Annotated in this window: 14 protein-coding genes and 1 pseudogene; 11 read left to right on the top strand and 4 right to left on the bottom strand. The window is 60.8% G+C overall.

The features are described from left to right. Positions 1–21 precede the first annotated feature (21 nt). Both NKJ80_RS22875 and NKJ80_RS22870 read left to right on the top strand, forming a co-directional pair. A complete protein-coding gene (locus NKJ80_RS22875; RefSeq protein WP_081731240.1) occupies positions 22–1,284 on the top strand; it encodes a glycosyltransferase in 1,263 nt (420 codons plus the stop codon). Then, positions 1,285–3,309 carry a hypothetical protein gene (locus NKJ80_RS22870; protein ID WP_155923178.1) on the top strand — a complete coding sequence of 675 codons (2,025 nt, stop codon included), beginning with the start codon at positions 1,285–1,287 and terminating at the stop codon, positions 3,307–3,309. Here the strand turns inward: NKJ80_RS22870 and NKJ80_RS22865 are convergent. Together NKJ80_RS22865 and NKJ80_RS22860 are read right to left on the bottom strand one after the other, a co-directional pair. Continuing rightward, entirely contained in the window at positions 3,239–5,314 is a 2,076-nt protein-coding gene (locus tag NKJ80_RS22865; protein WP_352498392.1) for an acyltransferase family protein, read from the bottom strand. The genes NKJ80_RS22870 and NKJ80_RS22865 overlap by 71 nt on opposite strands. A 5-nt stretch (positions 5,315–5,319) precedes the next feature. After that, a complete protein-coding gene (locus tag NKJ80_RS22860; protein WP_023734107.1) occupies positions 5,320–7,335 on the bottom strand; it encodes an acyltransferase family protein in 2,016 nt (671 codons plus the stop codon). 359 nt (positions 7,336–7,694) lie between these two features. Here NKJ80_RS22860 and NKJ80_RS22855 point away from each other — a divergent pair, with 359 nt between their 5' ends. From NKJ80_RS22855 to NKJ80_RS22840, 4 genes and pseudogenes are all read left to right on the top strand, one after another. Then, complete coding sequence (locus NKJ80_RS22855) at positions 7,695–8,708, top strand: NAD-dependent epimerase/dehydratase family protein (protein WP_196813567.1); 1,014 nt, start codon at positions 7,695–7,697, stop codon at positions 8,706–8,708. 158 nt (positions 8,709–8,866) lie between these two features. Next, complete coding sequence (locus tag NKJ80_RS22850; RefSeq protein WP_245260008.1) at positions 8,867–9,493, top strand: MraY family glycosyltransferase; 627 nt, start codon at positions 8,867–8,869, stop codon at positions 9,491–9,493. Positions 9,494–9,724: 231 nt separating this feature from the next. Then, positions 9,725–10,581 (top strand): annotated as a pseudogene (locus NKJ80_RS22845) (alpha/beta fold hydrolase). Between the two features lie 130 nt (positions 10,582–10,711). Further along, positions 10,712–11,356 (top strand): SGNH/GDSL hydrolase family protein, encoded by a 645-nt coding sequence (locus tag NKJ80_RS22840; protein ID WP_352498354.1) that lies wholly within the window; start codon positions 10,712–10,714, stop codon positions 11,354–11,356. A 52-nt stretch (positions 11,357–11,408) separates the two neighbouring features. On the opposite strand, the gene NKJ80_RS22835 is transcribed toward NKJ80_RS22840, so the two are convergent. Then, the gene (locus NKJ80_RS22835) at positions 11,409–12,422 is read right to left on the bottom strand and encodes an NADP-dependent oxidoreductase (protein WP_023682293.1); all 1,014 of its coding nucleotides are present in this window, start codon (positions 12,420–12,422) and stop codon (positions 11,409–11,411) included. 92 nt (positions 12,423–12,514) lie between these two features. Between NKJ80_RS22835 and NKJ80_RS22830 the strand changes: the two genes are divergently transcribed. The 5 genes from NKJ80_RS22830 (at position 12,515) to NKJ80_RS22810 (ending at position 17,521) form a co-directional block, all read left to right on the top strand. Beyond that, positions 12,515–13,447, top strand: a complete 933-nt coding sequence (locus NKJ80_RS22830; protein ID WP_023689456.1) for a LysR family transcriptional regulator — start codon at positions 12,515–12,517, stop codon at positions 13,445–13,447. Positions 13,448–13,642: 195 nt separating this feature from the next. Further along, positions 13,643–14,047, top strand: coding sequence for an MAPEG family protein (locus NKJ80_RS22825; protein ID WP_023682292.1), 405 nt, complete (start codon positions 13,643–13,645; stop codon positions 14,045–14,047). Between the two features lie 645 nt (positions 14,048–14,692). After that, positions 14,693–15,598, top strand: a complete 906-nt coding sequence (locus NKJ80_RS22820; protein ID WP_352498353.1) for an SMP-30/gluconolactonase/LRE family protein — start codon at positions 14,693–14,695, stop codon at positions 15,596–15,598. Positions 15,599–15,666: 68 nt separating this feature from the next. After that, a complete protein-coding gene (locus NKJ80_RS22815) occupies positions 15,667–16,839 on the top strand; it encodes an alpha-hydroxy acid oxidase (protein ID WP_023724766.1) in 1,173 nt (390 codons plus the stop codon). Then, positions 16,832–17,521: an RraA family protein gene (locus NKJ80_RS22810; protein WP_023682289.1), complete on the top strand. Its 690-nt coding sequence runs from the start codon at positions 16,832–16,834 to the stop codon at positions 17,519–17,521. The genes NKJ80_RS22815 and NKJ80_RS22810 overlap by 8 nt, the downstream gene beginning before the upstream one ends. A gap of 13 nt (positions 17,522–17,534) precedes the next feature. Here NKJ80_RS22810 and NKJ80_RS22805 read toward each other — a convergent pair whose 3' ends face one another. Beyond that, positions 17,535–18,488, bottom strand: a complete 954-nt coding sequence (locus NKJ80_RS22805) for a response regulator (protein ID WP_023669440.1) — start codon at positions 18,486–18,488, stop codon at positions 17,535–17,537. Between the last annotated feature and the right edge of the window lie 5 nt (positions 18,489–18,493).

The raw sequence follows: 18,493 nt of genomic DNA, 5'->3' as shown, positions 1-18,493 counted from the left end.
ACGCTGCGAGAAGACCTTGCGTTGACTAATGCTGAAAGCCGACAGCGCGTTGCCGCGCCTTCCACCGCGCGCCTGAGAAGGACCCGTCGCAACGTGCTCTTCATTATCGGGACGCTCGATCTCGGAGGCACGGAAAGCCAACTGGTGCTGCTTGCCAAGGAGTTGAAGGCGCGGGGCTGGCAGGTCGAGGTCTTTGCCCTCTCGTCGGGCGGTGTTCTTGCGGAAACGCTGAATCGTGCCGGTATCCGAATATCCTACGGGCTTCATCGCCCCAATCCCTTGCCCGCATCACTGACAGCGGCGGGGGCGGAAGAAAAATCGAGCGTTGCCCCCAAGACGCGGCCGAGCGTCAAGGCAATGCTGGTGCTCGGCGCCGCGATCACTTTGCTCGTTGGTCGCATCATTTTGACCCGGCCACGCGTGGTTCACGCCTTTTTGCCATTGACCAACTTTCTGGGCGCGTTGGCAGGTCGGTTTGCGCTGGCCCCACTCGTCATCACCTCCAGGCGCGGTCTCGGCAACCACCAGGAGCGATGGCCGCGGCTGAAGCGCATGGATCGAATCGCCAATCGGTTTTCACATGTGGTGGTCGCTAACTCGCATGCGGTCGCGGCCGACATGGCGGCCCGGGATGGCTATGATCTCGCCCGCGTGCGCGTGATTGCCAATGGTCTCGATCTGAGCCGTTTCGATGGTATCAGCCATCGCCGTGATGAGATCAGGCGCAGCCTTGGTCTTGAACCTGACGATGTCGGGGTCGTCATCGTCGCCAATCTTATTCCCTATAAGGGACACAAAGATCTTATCGACGCTTTCGCAAGCGCAAGCCAAAGTCGGCCGGAGCTGAGGTTGTTCATCGCCGGACAAGATCGAGGTATTGGGCAGGCGCTGATGGAGCAAGCCCAGCGGCTTGGCGTCGGATCGACAGTTCGGCTGCTCGGGGCTCAGGACGACGTACCAGGCCTGCTTGCCGGCATGGACATCGGCGTGATCGCCTCCCACGAGGAAGGCTTTTGCAACGCCCTGATGGAAAAACTCACCGCAGGCCTCCCAGTGGTGGCCACCAATGTCGGTGGAAATCCGGAGGCAGTTTCGGGGATGCCGGGTTGTGTGCTGGTGAAGCCTCGTGACCCTGCCGATCTGGCCCGCGGACTGCTTGCCGTTCTCGAGCGGTTGCCCGAGCAGACAGTGGACCGAAAATTTCGTCAGCGGGCGATGCGCGAACGCTACTCCATAAGGGCTATGGTGGACGCTTATGAAACCCTCTACCTCGCGGGCAAGTGAATGAGCGGGATTGCTCACTTCCAAGGCCCGGTGAATTCGGCGTCTACGCCGCGCAGCATCCTGCCATGTGTCGTCGCCGGGCTGTGTGCATTTGCCATAGTTATCTATCAGTCGTGGTTCATGCCCTATTTTCTGCCGTTCTTTACGGGCCGGGACGAGTTCGCCAGACTGGTTTTCCATGCCCTCTACGGCAGCGTGTTGATTGTTTCGATTGCCGTTCTTGCAATCCGTCGGGACGTGCGTGGCGCGATCCTCCTGCTCGCGATCGCCGGGGCGATGGCGGTTGCCCCGGTTGCGCTTCATCCACTTGGCATCGTCGCAAAGTGTTACCTGATTACCCTTTTCCTTGGCGGCGGGGCGATTGTCCTCATGCTCGCCTCATCGCCCGCAATGGTGCTGCGTCTATGTGCGTCGGTGACGGCGCTCAATGCGGTGGTCTGCTTCCTCGACCTTCTTTTTGCCAACGGCTTCACCAGTACGCTTGGCAGAGCCGCCGGCCTGGCGATCAATCCGAATGTGGCAGCCGCCGGCCTGCTTCTTGGCGCCGCGGCGAGCTATCGCGCCGTCGCGCCAAAATGGCGTGCCACTTTCCTTGTTCTCGTAAGCGCCGCTCTGCTCGTCACGCTTTCCCGCTCGAACATTCTTGCAGCCTGTGGCACCGTGGCGGTGCCGTTTGCCGTTGATATTTGGCAGCAATTTCGGGGTCACCGTCGTTTAAGGCTCGATCCAAGGGGCTGGGGTCGCCCGCTCGCCGTCGCATTAATACTGCTGGGGACAATCGGTGTCGCGCTCGCCACAAATGTTTATTTTCGCGTTTCCGTCGGCAACTCCTTCGCCGGGATGATCTCGGTTGGAAAGGCGCTCGATGAGGCGGCGGATGCTGTCGATTCATCACATAATGAGGTTGCGTCGTCCGCCTTAGACCCGGTTGCGCCGTCGTCTCAACAAGCTCTGGCTGAATCAAGTTCGGCTGCGACGATTGACCAGCCCACGGCAGAACCTTCGATCAGATCAGACCCTCCGCAAGCCGATCCTGCGCGAGCCACTGCCTCATCTGCGCCTCCGTTCAGCGGCCTGCCTTCGTCCGCGACAGGCCAATCCACAAACGCTGCCAAGATCCAGGCGCTAGGCGAACGTCTCGTGGACGAGGGCAAGAGAAATTCGATCTCGGCAAGAGCACTCTTTCTGGAGCGAGGCCTGCTCGCGTACAGAGAAGGCGGCTTCTTCGGTCGCGGCCTTGAGGTGGCGCAGGCTCTCGCGCCTCACAACACCCTTGTCCTTTTCGCAATTGCTTTTGGGCACATCGGCTGGTTGATCCCGATCGGCCTGGTCGCTTCCGCTTTCTGGTATGTCCGCAGCGCCGGCGATCTGGCCCTTGGTGTCGCACTCGTGGGGGTCATGCTGACATCGCATGACCTCTTGCTGACGCCCTCTCTCTTTCTTCCGGTCGCGCTGGGAATTGGTGGGATGCTTGCCGAGCGGCGGGGATTTACTGAAACACATTCCTCAGCAAAAAAAGGCGAGCATCGCAGCTTTGCTTTTGGAGCTAATGCAGGCGTGATGGCCTTTGCGGCTGGCTGCATTGCGATATTGCTCATCACACCGTCGCTTGTTACCGGACGGCTGCAGAACGAGACCATGTTTACCGCAAGAGGCGGGTACGAGACGCTGCTACCACGCTCGCAATTTCCTGGCCTTTTCCAATTTGACAACCTTGTCCTCGATCCCCTGTTGAAGGCTTCAGACCTGCGTGAAGAAGGGACCCCGCTCCACCAAGTTGAATGGGCGCCGAACGCATGGCCGGCTGTTGGCCCGGGCGAATATACTTTTCGCCGGCGGGACGCGGTGCTGTTTTCGGCCACGGATTCGAGCGACCCTCGCCAAAACGGACGAACCTACGCAGTCGCCGTTCCGCTCTCAGTCAGCGCGCTGTGCCTTGCTCTCCTGGGCACAATCATCGCTTGGTCGATTGTGTCGACGTCTGCCTTGACGCCACGGATAAGTCGTCGCGAAGCCTCTCTATGACTTTCGGAACAACAAGGCGTGCCCCGTAGATGGAGAAGTGGTTCTCATCCAGGTAGAGGCTATGCCCTGCGCCGTCCGTCACATCACAGCCATTTGCCGAACAGATGGTTTCGCCGGGATCAAGCAGGTGAAAGCTGGAATGGCTGGCGAAAACCATGAATGCCTGGTCGAAGGCGACGTTCTCCACCCGGGTGGGAACCGGGCAGGGCAAGGAAAGGTAAGTCGGTCTCAAATGGCAGACCACATTGGCGTCCGGCGTGTGCCCGATCAGGATCACCGGACCGCGAAAAGCGGCATAGAGTTTCGCTAAGTCCCCAAGCATGGTCGCATACAGTTTTGCCAGGTCGGGCATCTCGACAGGCGCACCATCCACTTTCCGTTCGAGAAGAGTGCGATATCCGGGCCAGCGCTGCGCTTGGACAATGGCGAGTATGTCACCGGCCTTCAACCAGCGAGCCGCCTGGTCGGTAGCATTCCGGCAGTGCCGCGTGACCGCGCCGTTTGTTCTGGTCTGGAACTCTGCTCCGAAATAGCAATTGCCGGCATCGGCCAGCAGGAAATGGAATTCTTGACCGCCGAGTTCTTGAAGCGCCCGCGTGTATTGGTCGATGTGCGAATCGCCGACCACGAGTATCTTCTTTGGACTTTGAAGGTTGCCGAATTCGCAGAAATCCAAGCAGGCCAACGAGCCGGTGATCGCCTTCAGGGCTGCGCTGTTGGCAAGTTCGTTCCCCGCGACGGAATGAAGACGCCACGGCATTCCGCCCGACATCGCGTAACTGACCACGGAACATGAGAGCAGGCCAGTCAAGGCAAGTCCAAAAGAGGGGAGCAAGCCATGGCCAGCGCGAAAAGGCTGCTCGACGAAATGAAACATCGACATGGCCATGACGAGGGCCAGAAGCCCGACGAAGAGCGCTTCGGTCGGAAGCAGGGGGCGAAGCAAACCGTATTCGCAAAACACGATCAGGGGCCAATGAACGAGGTAGAGCGAGTAGCTGATGCGACCAAGATAGCCGACTGCGCGATTGCGCAAGGCGAAACCTCCCAATCGCGAACGGTTCGCAGACAACACCATCGCGGCGCCGGTGGCAGGGGCAAGCACGTTCCAGGCGGGCGCGCCCGAACGGCTGTCGAAAGAGAACACTGCAAACGCTATGAGGGCCAAGCCCAGCCAGGCGAGCAGCTCGTGGACAAGGACAGGTCGCGGCTTGGGAAGCCAGACCAGCGCCGCGCCACAGGCGAACTCGAACACGCGAAATGGCGTGTTGTAAAACACGGTTGCACGGCCGTCGGCGATCCAGTCCGCCGCCGGGGTCCCCGCAAACGGCCAAAACGATCCGTCCTGGAATGCGACAATGAGCCAGAAACTGAGAATGGCAATCGTGATGATCGACCAAACCATTCGTCCTGGGAATGCGGCAAGCAAAACTGAAAGCAGCATCGGCCAGACGAGATAAAACTGCCACTCCACACTGAGTGACCATGTATGAAGGAGCGGTTTCATCCGCGCGGCGAGATCAAAGTAGCCGGACTCGCGCCAGAAAAAGATGTTCGAAACGCCGTAACTCGATGCCACCAGCGATTTCGCGAAGGTCTCCAGATGTTGAGGCGTAAGCAGAAGAAACGCGGCGATGCATGACAGGGAAAATGTCGCGAAAAATGCCGGCAGCAGGCGGCGAGCCCGGCGCGAATAGAAATGCGCCAGACTGAAACGCCCTGCCTCCACATCGGTGGCCACAATGCGGGTGATCAAAAAGCCGCTGATTACGAAAAACACATCGACGCCGACAAAGCCGCCGGAGAAACCTGCGAATCTCAGGTGGAAAAACAAAACAGCCAGCACCGCGACCGCTCTAAGCCCGTCTATGTCCGTGCGGTGACCGTCCCCAGCCGCTGCCGCACATGACGGGCTGCCGAACTGTCCTCCAACCCGCAACGCGCGGCTGTCTTCCGAACAGGCCATTCCAGCCGTGGTCGAGAGCGGAGCCTGGCCGCTTCGCATCCCGTTCAATTGCTCTTGCCAGCCGTTTGAGACGGGGTGGTGTTGGCGGCCGACAATCGGTTTTGCTCCTGGCCTTTCAGGGCCGGATAGAGACCCATCATTCGCGCGACGGCTTCGTCTGTCTCGGGCTTCAGGTTTCTGCGTATATGCGAACCATCTCGGTAGATGAACTCGCCATTGACGTAGGTTGCGCAGTGTCTGTCTGGACACATCCCTTTGAGCGGATTGACGAAGACGACGTTATTGTCATGAACGAGCGATGCGAGCGCGGACACCATAGGCGACCAGATCCGGAAGACTTGCTCGCTATTCATCTCGGTCGAACAACGCCTTAGCATACCGCTTTCGAGCATCGCTGCGCATGAAGTCAGGTCCAGGCCGGGACCAGGCACTTGGCCAATGATTGCGACGCGCCGATCCGCCCTTTCGACTTCCTGGATGAGGCTACGCAGGCCATCGCGCAACAACAGGACTTTGCTGGTCTGCCTCTCACCATTGTCAGCAAGGACATTGGTGTCGGCAAGGCTTGTCCAGGCTGCGGAGAGCACCACGAGGTAGATGTCATTGCGTTGTTTCAGCATGGCGACCGCGGCCTTTCGCGACGATGAGCAGCTTTCCCGATATCCGGCCAAATCCGGAAAGTCGCGGTGGACACCTTCTCCAAAGGCGGCCGGACAGGCGCGGTAAAGAAAGAAAGCCGTGTTTTCTCTTTTACCTGCGCTGTCTAACAGCGGCGCAAGATGCTCGGCATGGCTGTCGCCCCAGAGCACGGCGTGGCGCGCCGCTTTGTCCCAGGGCGCACCGAACGCGCAAAAGGTACTGCCCAACTCAGCGATGCTGACCATCTGCGGGCATGACCAGTCCCACATCACATCGAGGCTGCGCATTGCCTCGACTTGCTTCGAGATCCTGCTGGTGAAACCACGGGCTTCGAACACGGCATTGGCACTCAGGCAAACCATTGCCACCGCGGCGGCACCAGCGAGAAGCACGCTGGATGGCGGCGCCCGCAGGCGGCGAACGGGTTCCTCGATGAACCGCCAGGACAGATACGCCACCAGCCAGGCAACCGCTACAAGCACGCACGATTCAACCGCCGAGGGCATTGCGGTGCCAATATAATGGCGAAAGAACACGAGGATCGGCCAATGCCAGAGATACAGGCTGTAGGAGATTCTGCCCGTCGATCGCAACGGCGCGCTCGCAAGCACGGCCGAAATCGTCGACTGCGACCGCGGCCAGACGACCAGAGCAGCCCCGATCACAGGACCGAGCGCGAAAACGCCTGGAAACGGTTGGCTCGGCGAGAGAAAAAGGATGCTTGCGACTACAAGACCAAGGCCGCTCAGCTCAAACCATTTGGACGTACGCCCGCGGCCTTTCGGTGGCGCAAAGACGAGCAGGCCGCCGATAGTCAACTCCCAGGCTCGGCTGAAGGGAACATAGAATGCCTGCTTCGGATCGGCCTCCACCAGATTGAGGGCGATCGAGAAGCTGACCAGCGCAACAATGCAGATCAGCGCGACAACGGGGAGCTGGCGGCCGCGTGACAGCCGGTTGGCAACCAGAAGCAACAGCGGCCATACGAGATAGAACTGCTCTTCGACGCCGAGCGACCAGAGATGAAGCAGCGGCAGCAGCGCCGCCTCGCGATCGAAATAGCCGGTATTCCAAAGGAAATAATAGTTTCCCAATCCGAACGTGGAATATGCCGCACTGCGTCCCAGACCTTCATAGTCGCCCGGCAGCAACAGAAACCAGCCGGCAACGAGTGAGAAGCAGATCATCACCAGCATCGCCGGCAATATTCGACGCATGCGTCTGCCGTAGAATTCCACAAGGGACAGTCCGCCGCCTTCAGCCATTAAAAGGCGCGTGATCAGGTAACCGGAGATAACAAGGAAGACATCAACGCCAGCAAAGCCGCCCCGAAAACCGGGCACGTCAAAATGGAAAAAAACCACTGCGACCACTGCGATAGCGCGCAACCCGTCAATATCTGGGCGATAGTCGGACTTCAAAGCTCCCCCCCGGAACAGTCCCTCGGCCTCTTAGCCTAATTGCGCGATATGAGTCGATGGCCTGAGTTATGCAGTGGCGGCACTCGCTGTTGGAGGTGCAAGTTGCATTGCGAGAAACGTGGAGATACCCCCACAATTTGTTTCGGCCAGAACGACGGAAATCTCCACATTGGTGGGGATGTGCCAGAATCAGCTATGGTCTGGTGACCAAAGGACGGAGAACTGGCAGGATTTCGGGTGGGTGTTTGTTCGCTGATGATATCGAGGGCGACGAAAACTCGCCAGCCTTGATATGAAAGTGGTTGTTTGCCCCATCCTCGACTGTATAGATGACGCTCCCGTGGGAGGACGTGGCAACCTTGGACAACCATAGCGCGGACTTGGTCGAATTTGGCCAGCACACACATGTGCTGGTTACTGGCGGAGCAGGCTTCGTAGGGTCGGCGCTTGTCGATCTTTTGCTCGCCCGCCATTGCACCGTAACCGTCATCGACGATCTCTCGAACGGGCTGCTGCCCAATCTGCCCACCGGCAATTCCCGGCTGACGATCCGCACTTTCAGGGTTGGCGATCCGGCATACGGCGCGGCGGTCCACAATGAGGTCGGGTTGGCCGATGCAGTCTTCCACCTGGCGAGTCCGATCGGCGTTCAGCTTGCCCACATGGAGCGTTTTGCCGTCACCAGCCGCATTCTCGAATCAGGCTGTGCGATCGTGGAGGCGTGCAGAGTACACCGACGTCCGCTGCTTTACACGTCGAGTTCAGAAGTCTACGGCTCCGGCCGGGACAGGCCAATCACGGAATCCGATCCGGTGACGACGGACCTGCGACCGAGATGGGGCTACGCAGCTGCCAAGGCCGCGATCGAACATTTAGTGGCGGGACTGTTTTTTGAATTCGGAATCCCGACCTGGATCGTTCGACCATTCAACATGGCCGGACCGCGCCAGCGCTCGGCGACCGGCCTCGTCCTGCCGGTGTTCGTCGATGCAGCGCTGCGTGGTGAACCACTCGTAGTCCATGACGATGGAGAGCAAAGGCGGGCGTTCCTGCACGTTGCCGACGCCGCCGAAGGTCTGCTGCTGGCAATGCAGTGCCCGTCATTGCGTGGCCGGCCAGTCAACTTGGGCGGAAGCGAAGCGATTCAGATTGGAAATCTTGCAAGAATGGTGATTGAGGCCACCGCGACGACCGCGCCCATTATCATGAAACCATCCAGCACGGTGTTTGGTGATCGGTTCGCCGTAACATACGACCGAGTACCTGACACAAGCCTGTTAACAACCATGACCGGATGGCGACCCGTGCGAAGCACGAGGCAGATGGTCCTCGACTGCATAGAGCACATGCGTACCGAACGAGTGGTTGCTTGACGTCTGGCTCCTTGGTCTCGTTCATCGGGGCCCTGCTCATCGCGGTTCCCGGCGTCTGGCTGTTTGCGCGTCTTGCGCGGCGTATCGGAGCCGTCTCCAAGGTCACGAAAGATCGGTGGCACACATCAGGCGAGGTTCCCCGGCTCGCGGGGCCCGCCATGCTGATCGCGATGTCACCATGGCTCCCCGTTGAACATACTCTCCTGCTATCAGCCTTCTGTTTGATCGGGGCGCTCGATGACCTCCGATCTCTTTCTGCCGGTGCCAAGGCAGCAGCGTTGGCCGCCGCAGCTGTTTTGGCCGGTATCATTACGCATCTGTGGTGGGTTCCGATCATCATTTGGATCGCTTGCAACGCCGTCAATATGCTTGACCATGCCGATGGTCTTGCCGCGAGCGCAATCGCGGCCGCCTTCCTCGGGCTGGGCGGCGCTCTCGGTATGGCGGGCGTCGGAGCATGCCTGGGATTTCTATTCTTCAACTATCCGCCGGCACGCGTTTTCATGGGCGATAGCGGCAGCCTTCTCCTCGGAGCGGCAATCGTGCTACTCGCGTCGCAAAGAGGGTTTGACGCTTCCCTGGCGTGGATTGCCGTACCGCTGATTGACGCCGTCTTCGTAATCAGTCGCCGCTTGCTGCAGGGGCGAAAACCTTGGATCGGCGGCACAGATCATCTTGGTCACACCTTGCTCCGCCTGGGCGTGAACCGCCGGGTTTTGCCCGCCCTATATGCAGCGACGGCACTGACGATCGGGCTTATGTTCTCGGTCTGGGCAAACACATAGGCACTTGAAGGCGTTGGGTCGAAGCTTCGGACACACGCCAGCGGCGTGTCGGCTTGCCGTGACTTCAGCCTAAAAGCTGACAGTCCGCTCGCGGCCCCAACTTGTTCTTGGGTTGCTATGACCCATCTGGCGGAAGATGCAACGGCAGAGCTTTGCATCTTGTCGGGGTAGCGCGCGTTGATTTAAAAATATGTGCGCTGGATCGCTTTGGCGACAACCGCGTTGCCAGCGATGGTCTCACACGCGCCTGAACATCGGTTTGTCAACACCGGGAGCATTGGGCTTCACGTCGTCCAGGTTGGGCCTGCCGAAGGCAGGCCGGTCATGCTCCTGCACGGCTTTCCCGACTTCTGGATCGGCTGGAGACGGCAGATCGATGCGCTCGCTACCGCCGGATTCCGGGTCATCGTTCCCGACCAGAGGGGCTACAACACCAGTGACAAGCCGAAAGCCATCCGTGAATACACGCTCCCCAAGCTCGTCGGCGATGTCGTTGCCATCGCCGACGCGCTCGGCATCGGAAGGTTTCACCTCGTCGGTCATGATGGGGCGGTATCGTCGCCTGGGCCGCAGGCGCAAAGCTGCCGCACCGCCTGGAAAGGCTCGTCATCCTGAACGCGCCCCATCCCGAGGTGCTGCTTGCCCATTCCTTGCGATCTCCGACCCAGTTCCTGCGGAGCAGCTATGCGGCCTTCTTCCAGCTCCCCTTGCTGCCGGAGGCTTTTCTGGGGGCGGGGCGCTCGGCTCTGCTGGCACGGGCGCTCATCAAATCCAGCCGAACAGATGCCTTCACGGCGGAGGAAATCGCAGAGTATCGGCAGGCCTGGGAACGGCCGGGGGCGCTGACAGGCATGCTCAACTGGTATCGGGCGCTGCGCTTCCGCCCAAGCCTGAAGGAGCGGATCACGACGCCGACCCTTGTACTGTGGGGGATGCAGGACCAAGCTCTGGAATATGGCCTGGCCGAGCGCAGTCTGGCCCTTTGCAACGATCGGGGCCTGCAGACGTTCGAGAAGGCGACGCATTGGGTACAGCGCGAAGAGGCCAGCGCGGTGAATGCCGCGCTTCTGGCGTTCCTGGACGGCTGAGATGCCGTTCCGTTCTGCAGGTGGCCTGACTCGCCGTGATCTCCTGACCGTGCTCGCTGCCGCGGTCACAACCCACCACCTTACCTCCTCTGCTGATGCAGCATTGGCAGAGGCCTCAACGGAGCATCCGATGCCACACGTCGTCCTTCTCGGGGATTCGATCTTTGACAACGCTGCCTATGTCGCGCACGGGCCCGACGTAGTGCGGCAGCTGCGGGAGCGGTTGCCGGAGGGGTGGCGTGCAACGCTAAACGCCGTCGACGGCGCCGTCACAAGCGGCGTCGAGCGGCAGCTTGAACGGCTCCCCCAGGATGCTAGCCATCTTGTCGTCAGCGTCGGTGGCAATGATGCTCTTCGTCATGCAGGGATTCTGGAGCAGGGGGCCTGTTCGGTGGCCGAGGTTCTGGACAGGATCAGCGATATCCGGGAGGAATTCGAGCACGACTACTGTACGATGCTCGAGGGGGCGCTGGGCCAAAACCTACCCACCGCTGTCTGCACGATCTACGAGGCGCGCTTTCCCGACCCACAGCGTCGTAGACTTGCCGCAACTGCCCTGACGGTCCTCAACGACGTCATCACCCGGGCGGCGTTTTCGCGCGGTTTGCCGCTCGTCGACCTGCGCTTGGTATCGAATGAGGACGCGGACTTCGCCAATCCTATCGAACCGTCAGTGCAAGGCGGCGCGAAGATCGCGGCAGCCATCGCGGCACTTGTAGTCGAGCACGATTCAGCCGGACGTCGGTCGGTGGTCTTCGTCGGCCAAACGGCGTAATCCCGCCCGATCGTCTGCACTCCCGATGGTCGGTCGGACTGAAAGCAACAATTCAGACGGCCAGCACGATCTTGCCTTGAATACTGCCGTCGGCGGCGCGCTCATGTGCGCGCGATGCCTCGGCCAGCGGGAATGTGCTGTCGATGACGACACGCACAAGGCCGTCGTCGAGCAGGCGGGCGGCTTTTGCCAACTGCGCGCCATTGGATCGAACCTGTGTGGATGAGACCGTGATCCCCAGCCTCTCTGTCTCTTCGTGACCAGCGAAGCCCAGTGGGTTGACCAGGAACAGCGCGCCGCCCGGCTTCAGAACATGGAAGAAGCGCTCCATGCCCGCGCCGCCCACCGCGTCGAGGACAAGGTCGACGTCTCGGACGACATCTTCCGCCGCGGTTGTCTTGTAGTCGATGAATTGATCCACGCCGAGATCGCGCATCAGCGCCTCGTTCTTGGCCGATGTCACCGCGATGACGCGCGCGCCCCGCCATTTCGCCAACTGGACGGCCAGATGCCCGACACCGCCTCCGGCACCATTGATGAGCACCGTCTTGCCGTCGAGGGGCACCGGCTCATGCGGTAAGGGCTGGAACGGATTCGGCTCGTCGTGGCCAAGTTCGATCAAGAACTGCCATGCCGTCAGAAGCGACATCGGCGCACCAGCCGCATGAATATGGTCGATGCCGGCTGGTTTCAACGCAACATGCGATGCCGGCACACTGACATAATGCGCGTAGGCATTGCTACCCGTCATCAAGTTATCGGGGAAGCGAACCATTGCGTAGACCTCGTCACCGATGCTGAACTCAGCGACGTCAGCGCCAACCGCTTCAATGACGCCCGACACGTCCGTGCCGAGAATCAGTGGGAAGGACGCGTTGGGTCGCCATTCTGGCGGCAGTGCGCGATAGCCATCCCGCAGATACCAGTCGGGCGGATTAAGCCCGGCCGCCTGGACTCGGACAAGCACCTCGCCGGGCTTCACACCCGGCCTAGGCGCGTCTTCGTACACCAGCATCTCGGGACCACCGAATGCGTGCAGACGGACTGCCTTCATCTTATCGCTCATTGGTGAAATCTCCGCTCATCCATGTCATTGGAGCGAATCTAGCGGCATGACCGCCGGTTGATAATCGGTCTGGATGGCGGTTAAGTAATGCCATGGCGGAACATATCACTTTGGATCGGCTCACTGGCATCATCGCCTTCGCGCGTGCGGGATCGCTGGGCAGCTACACGGCAGCGGCGCGCGCGCTGTCGATTTCCCCGTCGGCGGTCAGCAAGAGCGTCCAGCGGCTCGAGCGGCATTTAGGAGTGTCGCTGTTTACCCGTACAACGCGCTCGCTCACCTTCACGCCCGAAGGGCGCGACCTGCATGAGCGCGCGCTGCGTCTGCTACGCGAGGCGGAGGAAATCGAGCAGGCGGCAATGACCGCGCGCTCCGAACCATCGGGCACGTTGCGCGTGGCCGCGTCGCTGCCGATCGGACTGCATCTGATCGCTCCGGCTTTACCGGCTTTCCGTCGGCTCCATCCGAACCTGATCGTCGATCTCAGGCTGGGTGACCAGATGGTGGACATGATCGAGGAAGGGATCGATGTCGCCATACGCATCGGTGATCTGGCTGACACCCGGCTACTATCACGCAAGCTCGCACCTCATCGGCTTTGCTGCTTCGCCTCGCCAGCCTATCTCGAGGAACGCGGCACACCGACCCATCCCGATCACCTGGAAGGGCACGACACCGTCAACCTTCGATATCAGAGCACAGGCCAGGCCTTTCGCTGGCCCTTCCGGATTGGCGACCGTGAAATCGAGATCGTGCCCAATTCCGGTGTGGTCGCCGATGCCAGCGATGCCGTGCTCATCATGCTGGCAGCCGGCGGTGGGATAGGCATAGGCGCCTCCTTCATGGCGGCTCCCTATGTGAAGCGCGGCGAACTGGTCCCAGTGCTGTCCACGTTCGCGGTCGAGCGAAACAATGTCACCGTGCTCTGGCCGGCAAGCCGACGCGCCAACCCCGCCGTGCGCGCCTTTCTGACCATGCTCGACGCCGCGTTCACTCTGCGAATGGCAGCTTCAAGCATCGACTGATCTGGCGCGGAAGGGTCGCTAAAGGGCGAAAGCGGTCAATCACTGCTGATTGGCTGAACGGCAGCTATTCCGGGCACAACGTCCAAAAGCTGCTATTCCGTTTCGGTCCCACTACAGGCCGCCCCTCCTCGTCGAATAGCATTAGACTAGTTGATCGGCTACAACGACCTAGAGTGCTAGCAACGGGGAGGGCACATGTCGGCGAGTGCTTACGCATTGACTGGCTTCATCTCGTGGGCGCTGGCCCTGCTGATCGTGATGGAAGTTATCCGGAGCTACCTGGTGATCTCTGGGCAAGTCCCGGCAAACGGCTTTACGCCAGATAACGGAGCCCTCTCCCCGTTTATGCGGAGGTTAGCCCGTGCCCACGCCAACTGCATTGAAGGGCTTCCAATCTTCGGAGGTCTGCTCGGAGTCGCGATCATCATTTCAAAGACAGATGTCACGGATCCCTTGGCCTCCACGATGTTAGGCGCACGTATAGTGCAGTCGGTGATCCACCTCGTCTCAACCAGCCAACTCGCGGTCAGTCTCAGGTTCACCGCGTTCGCTGTGCAAATGGTGATTGGTGCGTATTGGTGCTGGTTGCTGTTGATCTGAAGAGTGGCGGAGCCCCGACGCAAAAGTGGGCCACCTCGATTCCGGGAGCCTTGGCAAACCCACTCCGGATCGTGACCCGAAAGACTGTCCCTTTTGACAAGCGAGCGAACCGCAAAACTGGTAGTGGCAAAACCGCCGTTGAGGCATGATATTGCTGTTGGATTTTGGGGCTACTCCCCAGCTTCGGAGAAGGATCGGCGTTCAGAGAGCAATTTGCACGCCTGGACGCTGCGGCGCTCCCCAGCTTTTGGCCACACGCACGCCCTGCAAACGCTCGGCTCAAGAGCGCCTGGCAGCGGAGCAGAGAATTGTTGGACTTTGTGAGTGTTAGAGTGAGAGGAACTGAGATTCAACCTTCTCCACCTGCACTTGGTCCTTGCACGCTGGCCTCAGCAGCACCTAATCCTGCCACGCAACCTGGAGGAGCAAGCCAGTGCTACCGAGCTATGTAGACACCGATCGGCTCGCGCTGTAGCCATAGGCCTCCGCCCGTCGGGGTTCACCGGCGCCGGGGTGGGGGGCCGGCCTAGGGGGCCCAGCAACGCGCACGTCAGCCTAGCTATCTTTGAGTCGCCGGGTCCGGTGACCGCCAGGCTGGATTATACCCGACAAATCTTGATAGGCTGCCGTTCTGGGGGTCGCACGATGAACGAGGTTGAAAAGATGGCCGTCGAGGTTGTCGCGACCGGCCTTGGCTGGCCCGAGGGCCCGACGGTGCTGCCCGATGGCCGAATTGTCATCGTCGAAAGCTATCGCAGCCAGCTGACGGCCATAGATCGCGACGGAAGTGCTCGCCAGTTCGCGTATGTTGCCGGAGCGCCCAACGCCTGCGTTCTCGGATCGGATGACCTGCTCTATGTCTGCCAGAACGGCGGCACGACCGGACCTTGGCGGGCCGCGGACATGACGACGCCATCGATCCAGCGGGTTGCCGAAGGCGGAAAGCCGGAAATCCTGCTGAGCGAAGTCGCGGGCATTCGGCTCAATGGGCCAAACGATCTTGTATTTGCTGCTGACGGCCGGCTCATCTTCAGCGATCCCGGCACATACAACCCGGGGAATCCGGACCCAAGCTACATTTTTGCCGTCAACCCCGATGGCAGTGCTTACCTTGCTCTCGGTTTCGACAAGCCGACCTTCCCCAATGGTGTGGCGATCGAAGCCGACGGCTCGATCATTTGGGGGGAGTCCTATACGGGGCGCGTCAAGCGGCAGCGTCCGGATGGTTCCGTCGAAGACCTGGGCCGCTTGCCTGGGGCCAATCCGATCCCGGACGGGCTGAAGGTCGGAGCCGATGGCCGCCTTTATGTCACGGATATTGCCGCCAACGGCATTCACGTTCTGAAGCCCAACGGCACAGCGGAGGGTTTCTTCGTCTGCGGCAAGGCAACGACCAACTGCGTCTTCTCGGGCGAGATGCTTTGGGTGACAAATGCCGGCGTGCTGGCGACCGGCAGCGATCCCTCCTTTGAGGGAACACTCTCCTGCGTGCGTGTTCCGGGAGGCGGTGGACCGACGCATCATGGTCGCATCGGCGGAAAGCAACCGTGAGTAGCTCGTCGTCCGCCTCAAACACAGGCGATGACCGCGGTGCCGGCGGTGCGGCATCGTCTGCTTCGATGGCGGCGTTGAAGTGCCTGTACAGCGTGGCCGCGGTCCGCGTCGCCGCGCGGCGGACTTTGCCACGCCCGGTGTTCGACTTCGCCGATGGCGGTGCCGAGGATGAGCGAACGCTGCGCCGGAACGAGCAAGCTTTTAACGAGGTTGCCATTCTGCCGCGACCACTCAACGGTGCAACGACGCGAGACCTTTCCCTTGACCTCTTCGGCGCGAAACTTGCCATCCCGCTGGGCATAGCGCCAACCGGCCTGGCTGGGCTGTTCTGGCCCGACGGCGAGCGCGCAGCCGCCCGAGCCGCAGCGGCCGCAGGGACATTCTACTGCGCCAGCCACGGATCGGTCTGCACGCTGGAGGATATAGCAGCCACCGGAAGTAGCCCACGGTGGATGCAGGTGTTCGTCTATACCGATCGCGGCTTCACCCGAGAAATGGTGGATCGGGCGCGTGCCTCAAGCTACGACGCGCTGGTGCTCACCATTGATAACCAGATGCTTGGCAACCGTGAACGCGACATCCGCAACGGTTTTGCCATCCCGCCGCGCTTCGGTGTGGCCGGAACCCTCGCGGCCGCCACCAAGGCGGCGTGGCTTCTTCGTATGCGCACCCGACTCCCGAAACTGACTTTCGGCAACTACGCGCGCCCCGGAGATACGGCGACGGTCGGTGCATTGGCGGGCCGAATGGCCGCAATGCTCGATCCCGGACTCTCCTGGGCCGATGTCGACTGGCTGCGCACTGTCTGGTCCGGACCGTTGTTGCTGAAAGGCGTCCTGCATCCCAGCGAAGCCGCCGAGGCTGTAGCCCGAGGAATCGACGGCATCATCGTATCCAATCATGGGGGACGTCAGCTTGACGGCGCCGCCGCATCCCTGGACGCGTTGACGGCGGTTGTCGCGGCTGTCGCCGGCCGCGTACCAGTGCTTATCGACGGCGGCATCAGGCGAGGCTCTGACGTCGTCAAGGCCCTGGCGCTCGGCGCCTCGTGCTGTCTGATCGGGCGGCCGCAGTTGTGGGGGCTCGCGGTCGCCGGCGAGGAGGGGGTACGCCACGTGCTCGAACTCTACCGCAAGGAGATCGACCGCGTCATGGGACTGATGGGCGCGCGGAGCCTGCGCGACCTCGGGCCGGACTGTATTTCGTTCGTTCAGGGAATGGGGCCGCTACATGATTGAAGACCCACCACTGCTCACCATCAAGCGCCGTTTCGAACGGCCCGCAGCAGAAATCATCAGTGCTTTTGCGGGCGTGCCGGTTAGCCAGGTCGTAGACGCGATGGGGGGACGCGGCGCCTTGCATTATGCGATCAAGCCACTGTCGCCAGCTACTGCGACGATGGTCGGCGTCGCCGTGACCTGTCACTGCGGTCCCGCCGACAACCTCGCCCTGTTTGGAGCACTGGATGCCGCAGCAAGTGGCGATGTCATCGTCGCGGCCACCGACAGCTTTGCCGGTACCGCGGTAACTGGCGATCTCGTGCTCGGCATGGCGCGCAACAAGGGGGTCGCCGGCTTCATCACTGACGGCCTGGTGCGCGACGTTGTCGGGATCGAGGCGGTCGGGTTGCCGGTTTACTGTGCCGGGGTCATTGCGAATTCGCCTGCGCGAAATGGTCCAGGCACGGTCGGATTCCCGGTGGTGTTGGGAGGAGTGACTATCTCGCCGGGAGACATACTGGTCGGCGACCGCGACGGTGTCGCCGTGGTGCCTCGCCTGGAGGCTGAGACTGTGCTGGCCCGGCTCTCCGCCATCAGGGCGGCTGAGAAAACTCTTGATGGCCTGGTGCGGCAAGGTCTCGAGATGCCCGACTTTGCCAAGGTCGTCCTCAAATCGAACAGGGCGCGCTTCGTTGACTGAGATGTGAGCTTCTCTAGCTGCGGGACATATGAAGCGCAACACGATTTCGTCCTTCCGATTTGGCACGAAACAGAGCCAAATCGGCGGCATTGACGAAATCGTTTGGCGTCTCGTTCTCGGTGGGCACCGCTGTTGCGACGCCGACGCTGATGGTCACGCGATCCGGGCCGTGGGGTATGTTCAACTCCCGCACGCTCTGGACGAGCCGCTCGGCGATCGCACTGGATTGTTCCAGTATAGTGTCGACCAACACGATGACGAACTCTTCGCCTCCGTACCGCGCAGCGAGATCGGTGGAGCGGCCGGAACCGCTCTGGATTACGCGGGCGATTTGCTTGAGCACATCGTCGCCGGCCATATGGCCATAGGTATCGTTGTATCGTTTGAAGTTGTCGGCATCGATCATCAACAGCGACAGTGGGGACTGTGCGCGAAAAGCGCGTTTCCATTCAGCCGCCAGATATTCGTCAAAATAGCGCCTGTTGCCGAGACCCGTCAGGCCATCGATCCGCGTCAGACGTTCAAGCTCTAGATTTGCACTGATCAGCTGTCGCTGGCTTTCCCTCAGCGCTCGGTGTGCCGAGTCTCGCTGGACGTGATCCAGATAGGCCCGCGTGTGATATCGAATGCGTGCAATCAACTCGATACGATCCGGCAGTTTGACGAGATAGTCGTTCGCGCCCGCAGCGAAGGCTTCGCCCTTGGTGGCTGGATCTTCCTTGCTCGACAGCACAATGACTGGCACCGCGCGTGTCGACGCATGCTTCCTGTATTCTCGCACCAGATGCAGCCCATCGACCCCTGGCATCACGAGATCCTGCAGGATAACGGTTGGCTTTACCTCATCCGCGACCGTCATCGCTCTCAACGGGTCGGTGCAGAAGTGTAAGGAAATATCGGGCTCGTTGGCTAGAGCGCGCCTGACCGCCTCGCAAACCATGATCTGATCATCGATGAGCAGAACCATGGATG

The organism is Mesorhizobium sp. M0030, assembly GCF_040323695.1.
Taxonomy (GTDB): domain Bacteria; phylum Pseudomonadota; class Alphaproteobacteria; order Rhizobiales; family Rhizobiaceae; genus Mesorhizobium.
This window is presented reverse-complemented; position numbering and strand designations above follow the sequence as displayed.

Coding starts and splice junctions, on each gene's coding strand:
- NKJ80_RS22870 (WP_155923178.1), top strand. CDS start 1,285: ATGAGCGGGATTGCTCACTTCCAAGGCCCGGTGAATTCGGCGTCTACG.
- NKJ80_RS22865 (WP_352498392.1), bottom strand. CDS start 5,314: ATGCGAAGCGGCCAGGCTCCGCTCTCGACCACGGCTGGAATGGCCTGT.
- NKJ80_RS22850 (WP_245260008.1), top strand. CDS start 8,867: ATGCTGATCGCGATGTCACCATGGCTCCCCGTTGAACATACTCTCCTG.
- NKJ80_RS22840 (WP_352498354.1), top strand. CDS start 10,712: ATGCCACACGTCGTCCTTCTCGGGGATTCGATCTTTGACAACGCTGCC.
- NKJ80_RS22835 (WP_023682293.1), bottom strand. CDS start 12,422: ATGAGCGATAAGATGAAGGCAGTCCGTCTGCACGCATTCGGTGGTCCC.
- NKJ80_RS22830 (WP_023689456.1), top strand. CDS start 12,515: ATGGCGGAACATATCACTTTGGATCGGCTCACTGGCATCATCGCCTTC.
- NKJ80_RS22825 (WP_023682292.1), top strand. CDS start 13,643: ATGTCGGCGAGTGCTTACGCATTGACTGGCTTCATCTCGTGGGCGCTG.
- NKJ80_RS22820 (WP_352498353.1), top strand. CDS start 14,693: ATGAACGAGGTTGAAAAGATGGCCGTCGAGGTTGTCGCGACCGGCCTT.
- NKJ80_RS22815 (WP_023724766.1), top strand. CDS start 15,667: ATGGCGGCGTTGAAGTGCCTGTACAGCGTGGCCGCGGTCCGCGTCGCC.
- NKJ80_RS22810 (WP_023682289.1), top strand. CDS start 16,832: ATGATTGAAGACCCACCACTGCTCACCATCAAGCGCCGTTTCGAACGG.
- NKJ80_RS22805 (WP_023669440.1), bottom strand. CDS start 18,488: ATGGTTCTGCTCATCGATGATCAGATCATGGTTTGCGAGGCGGTCAGG.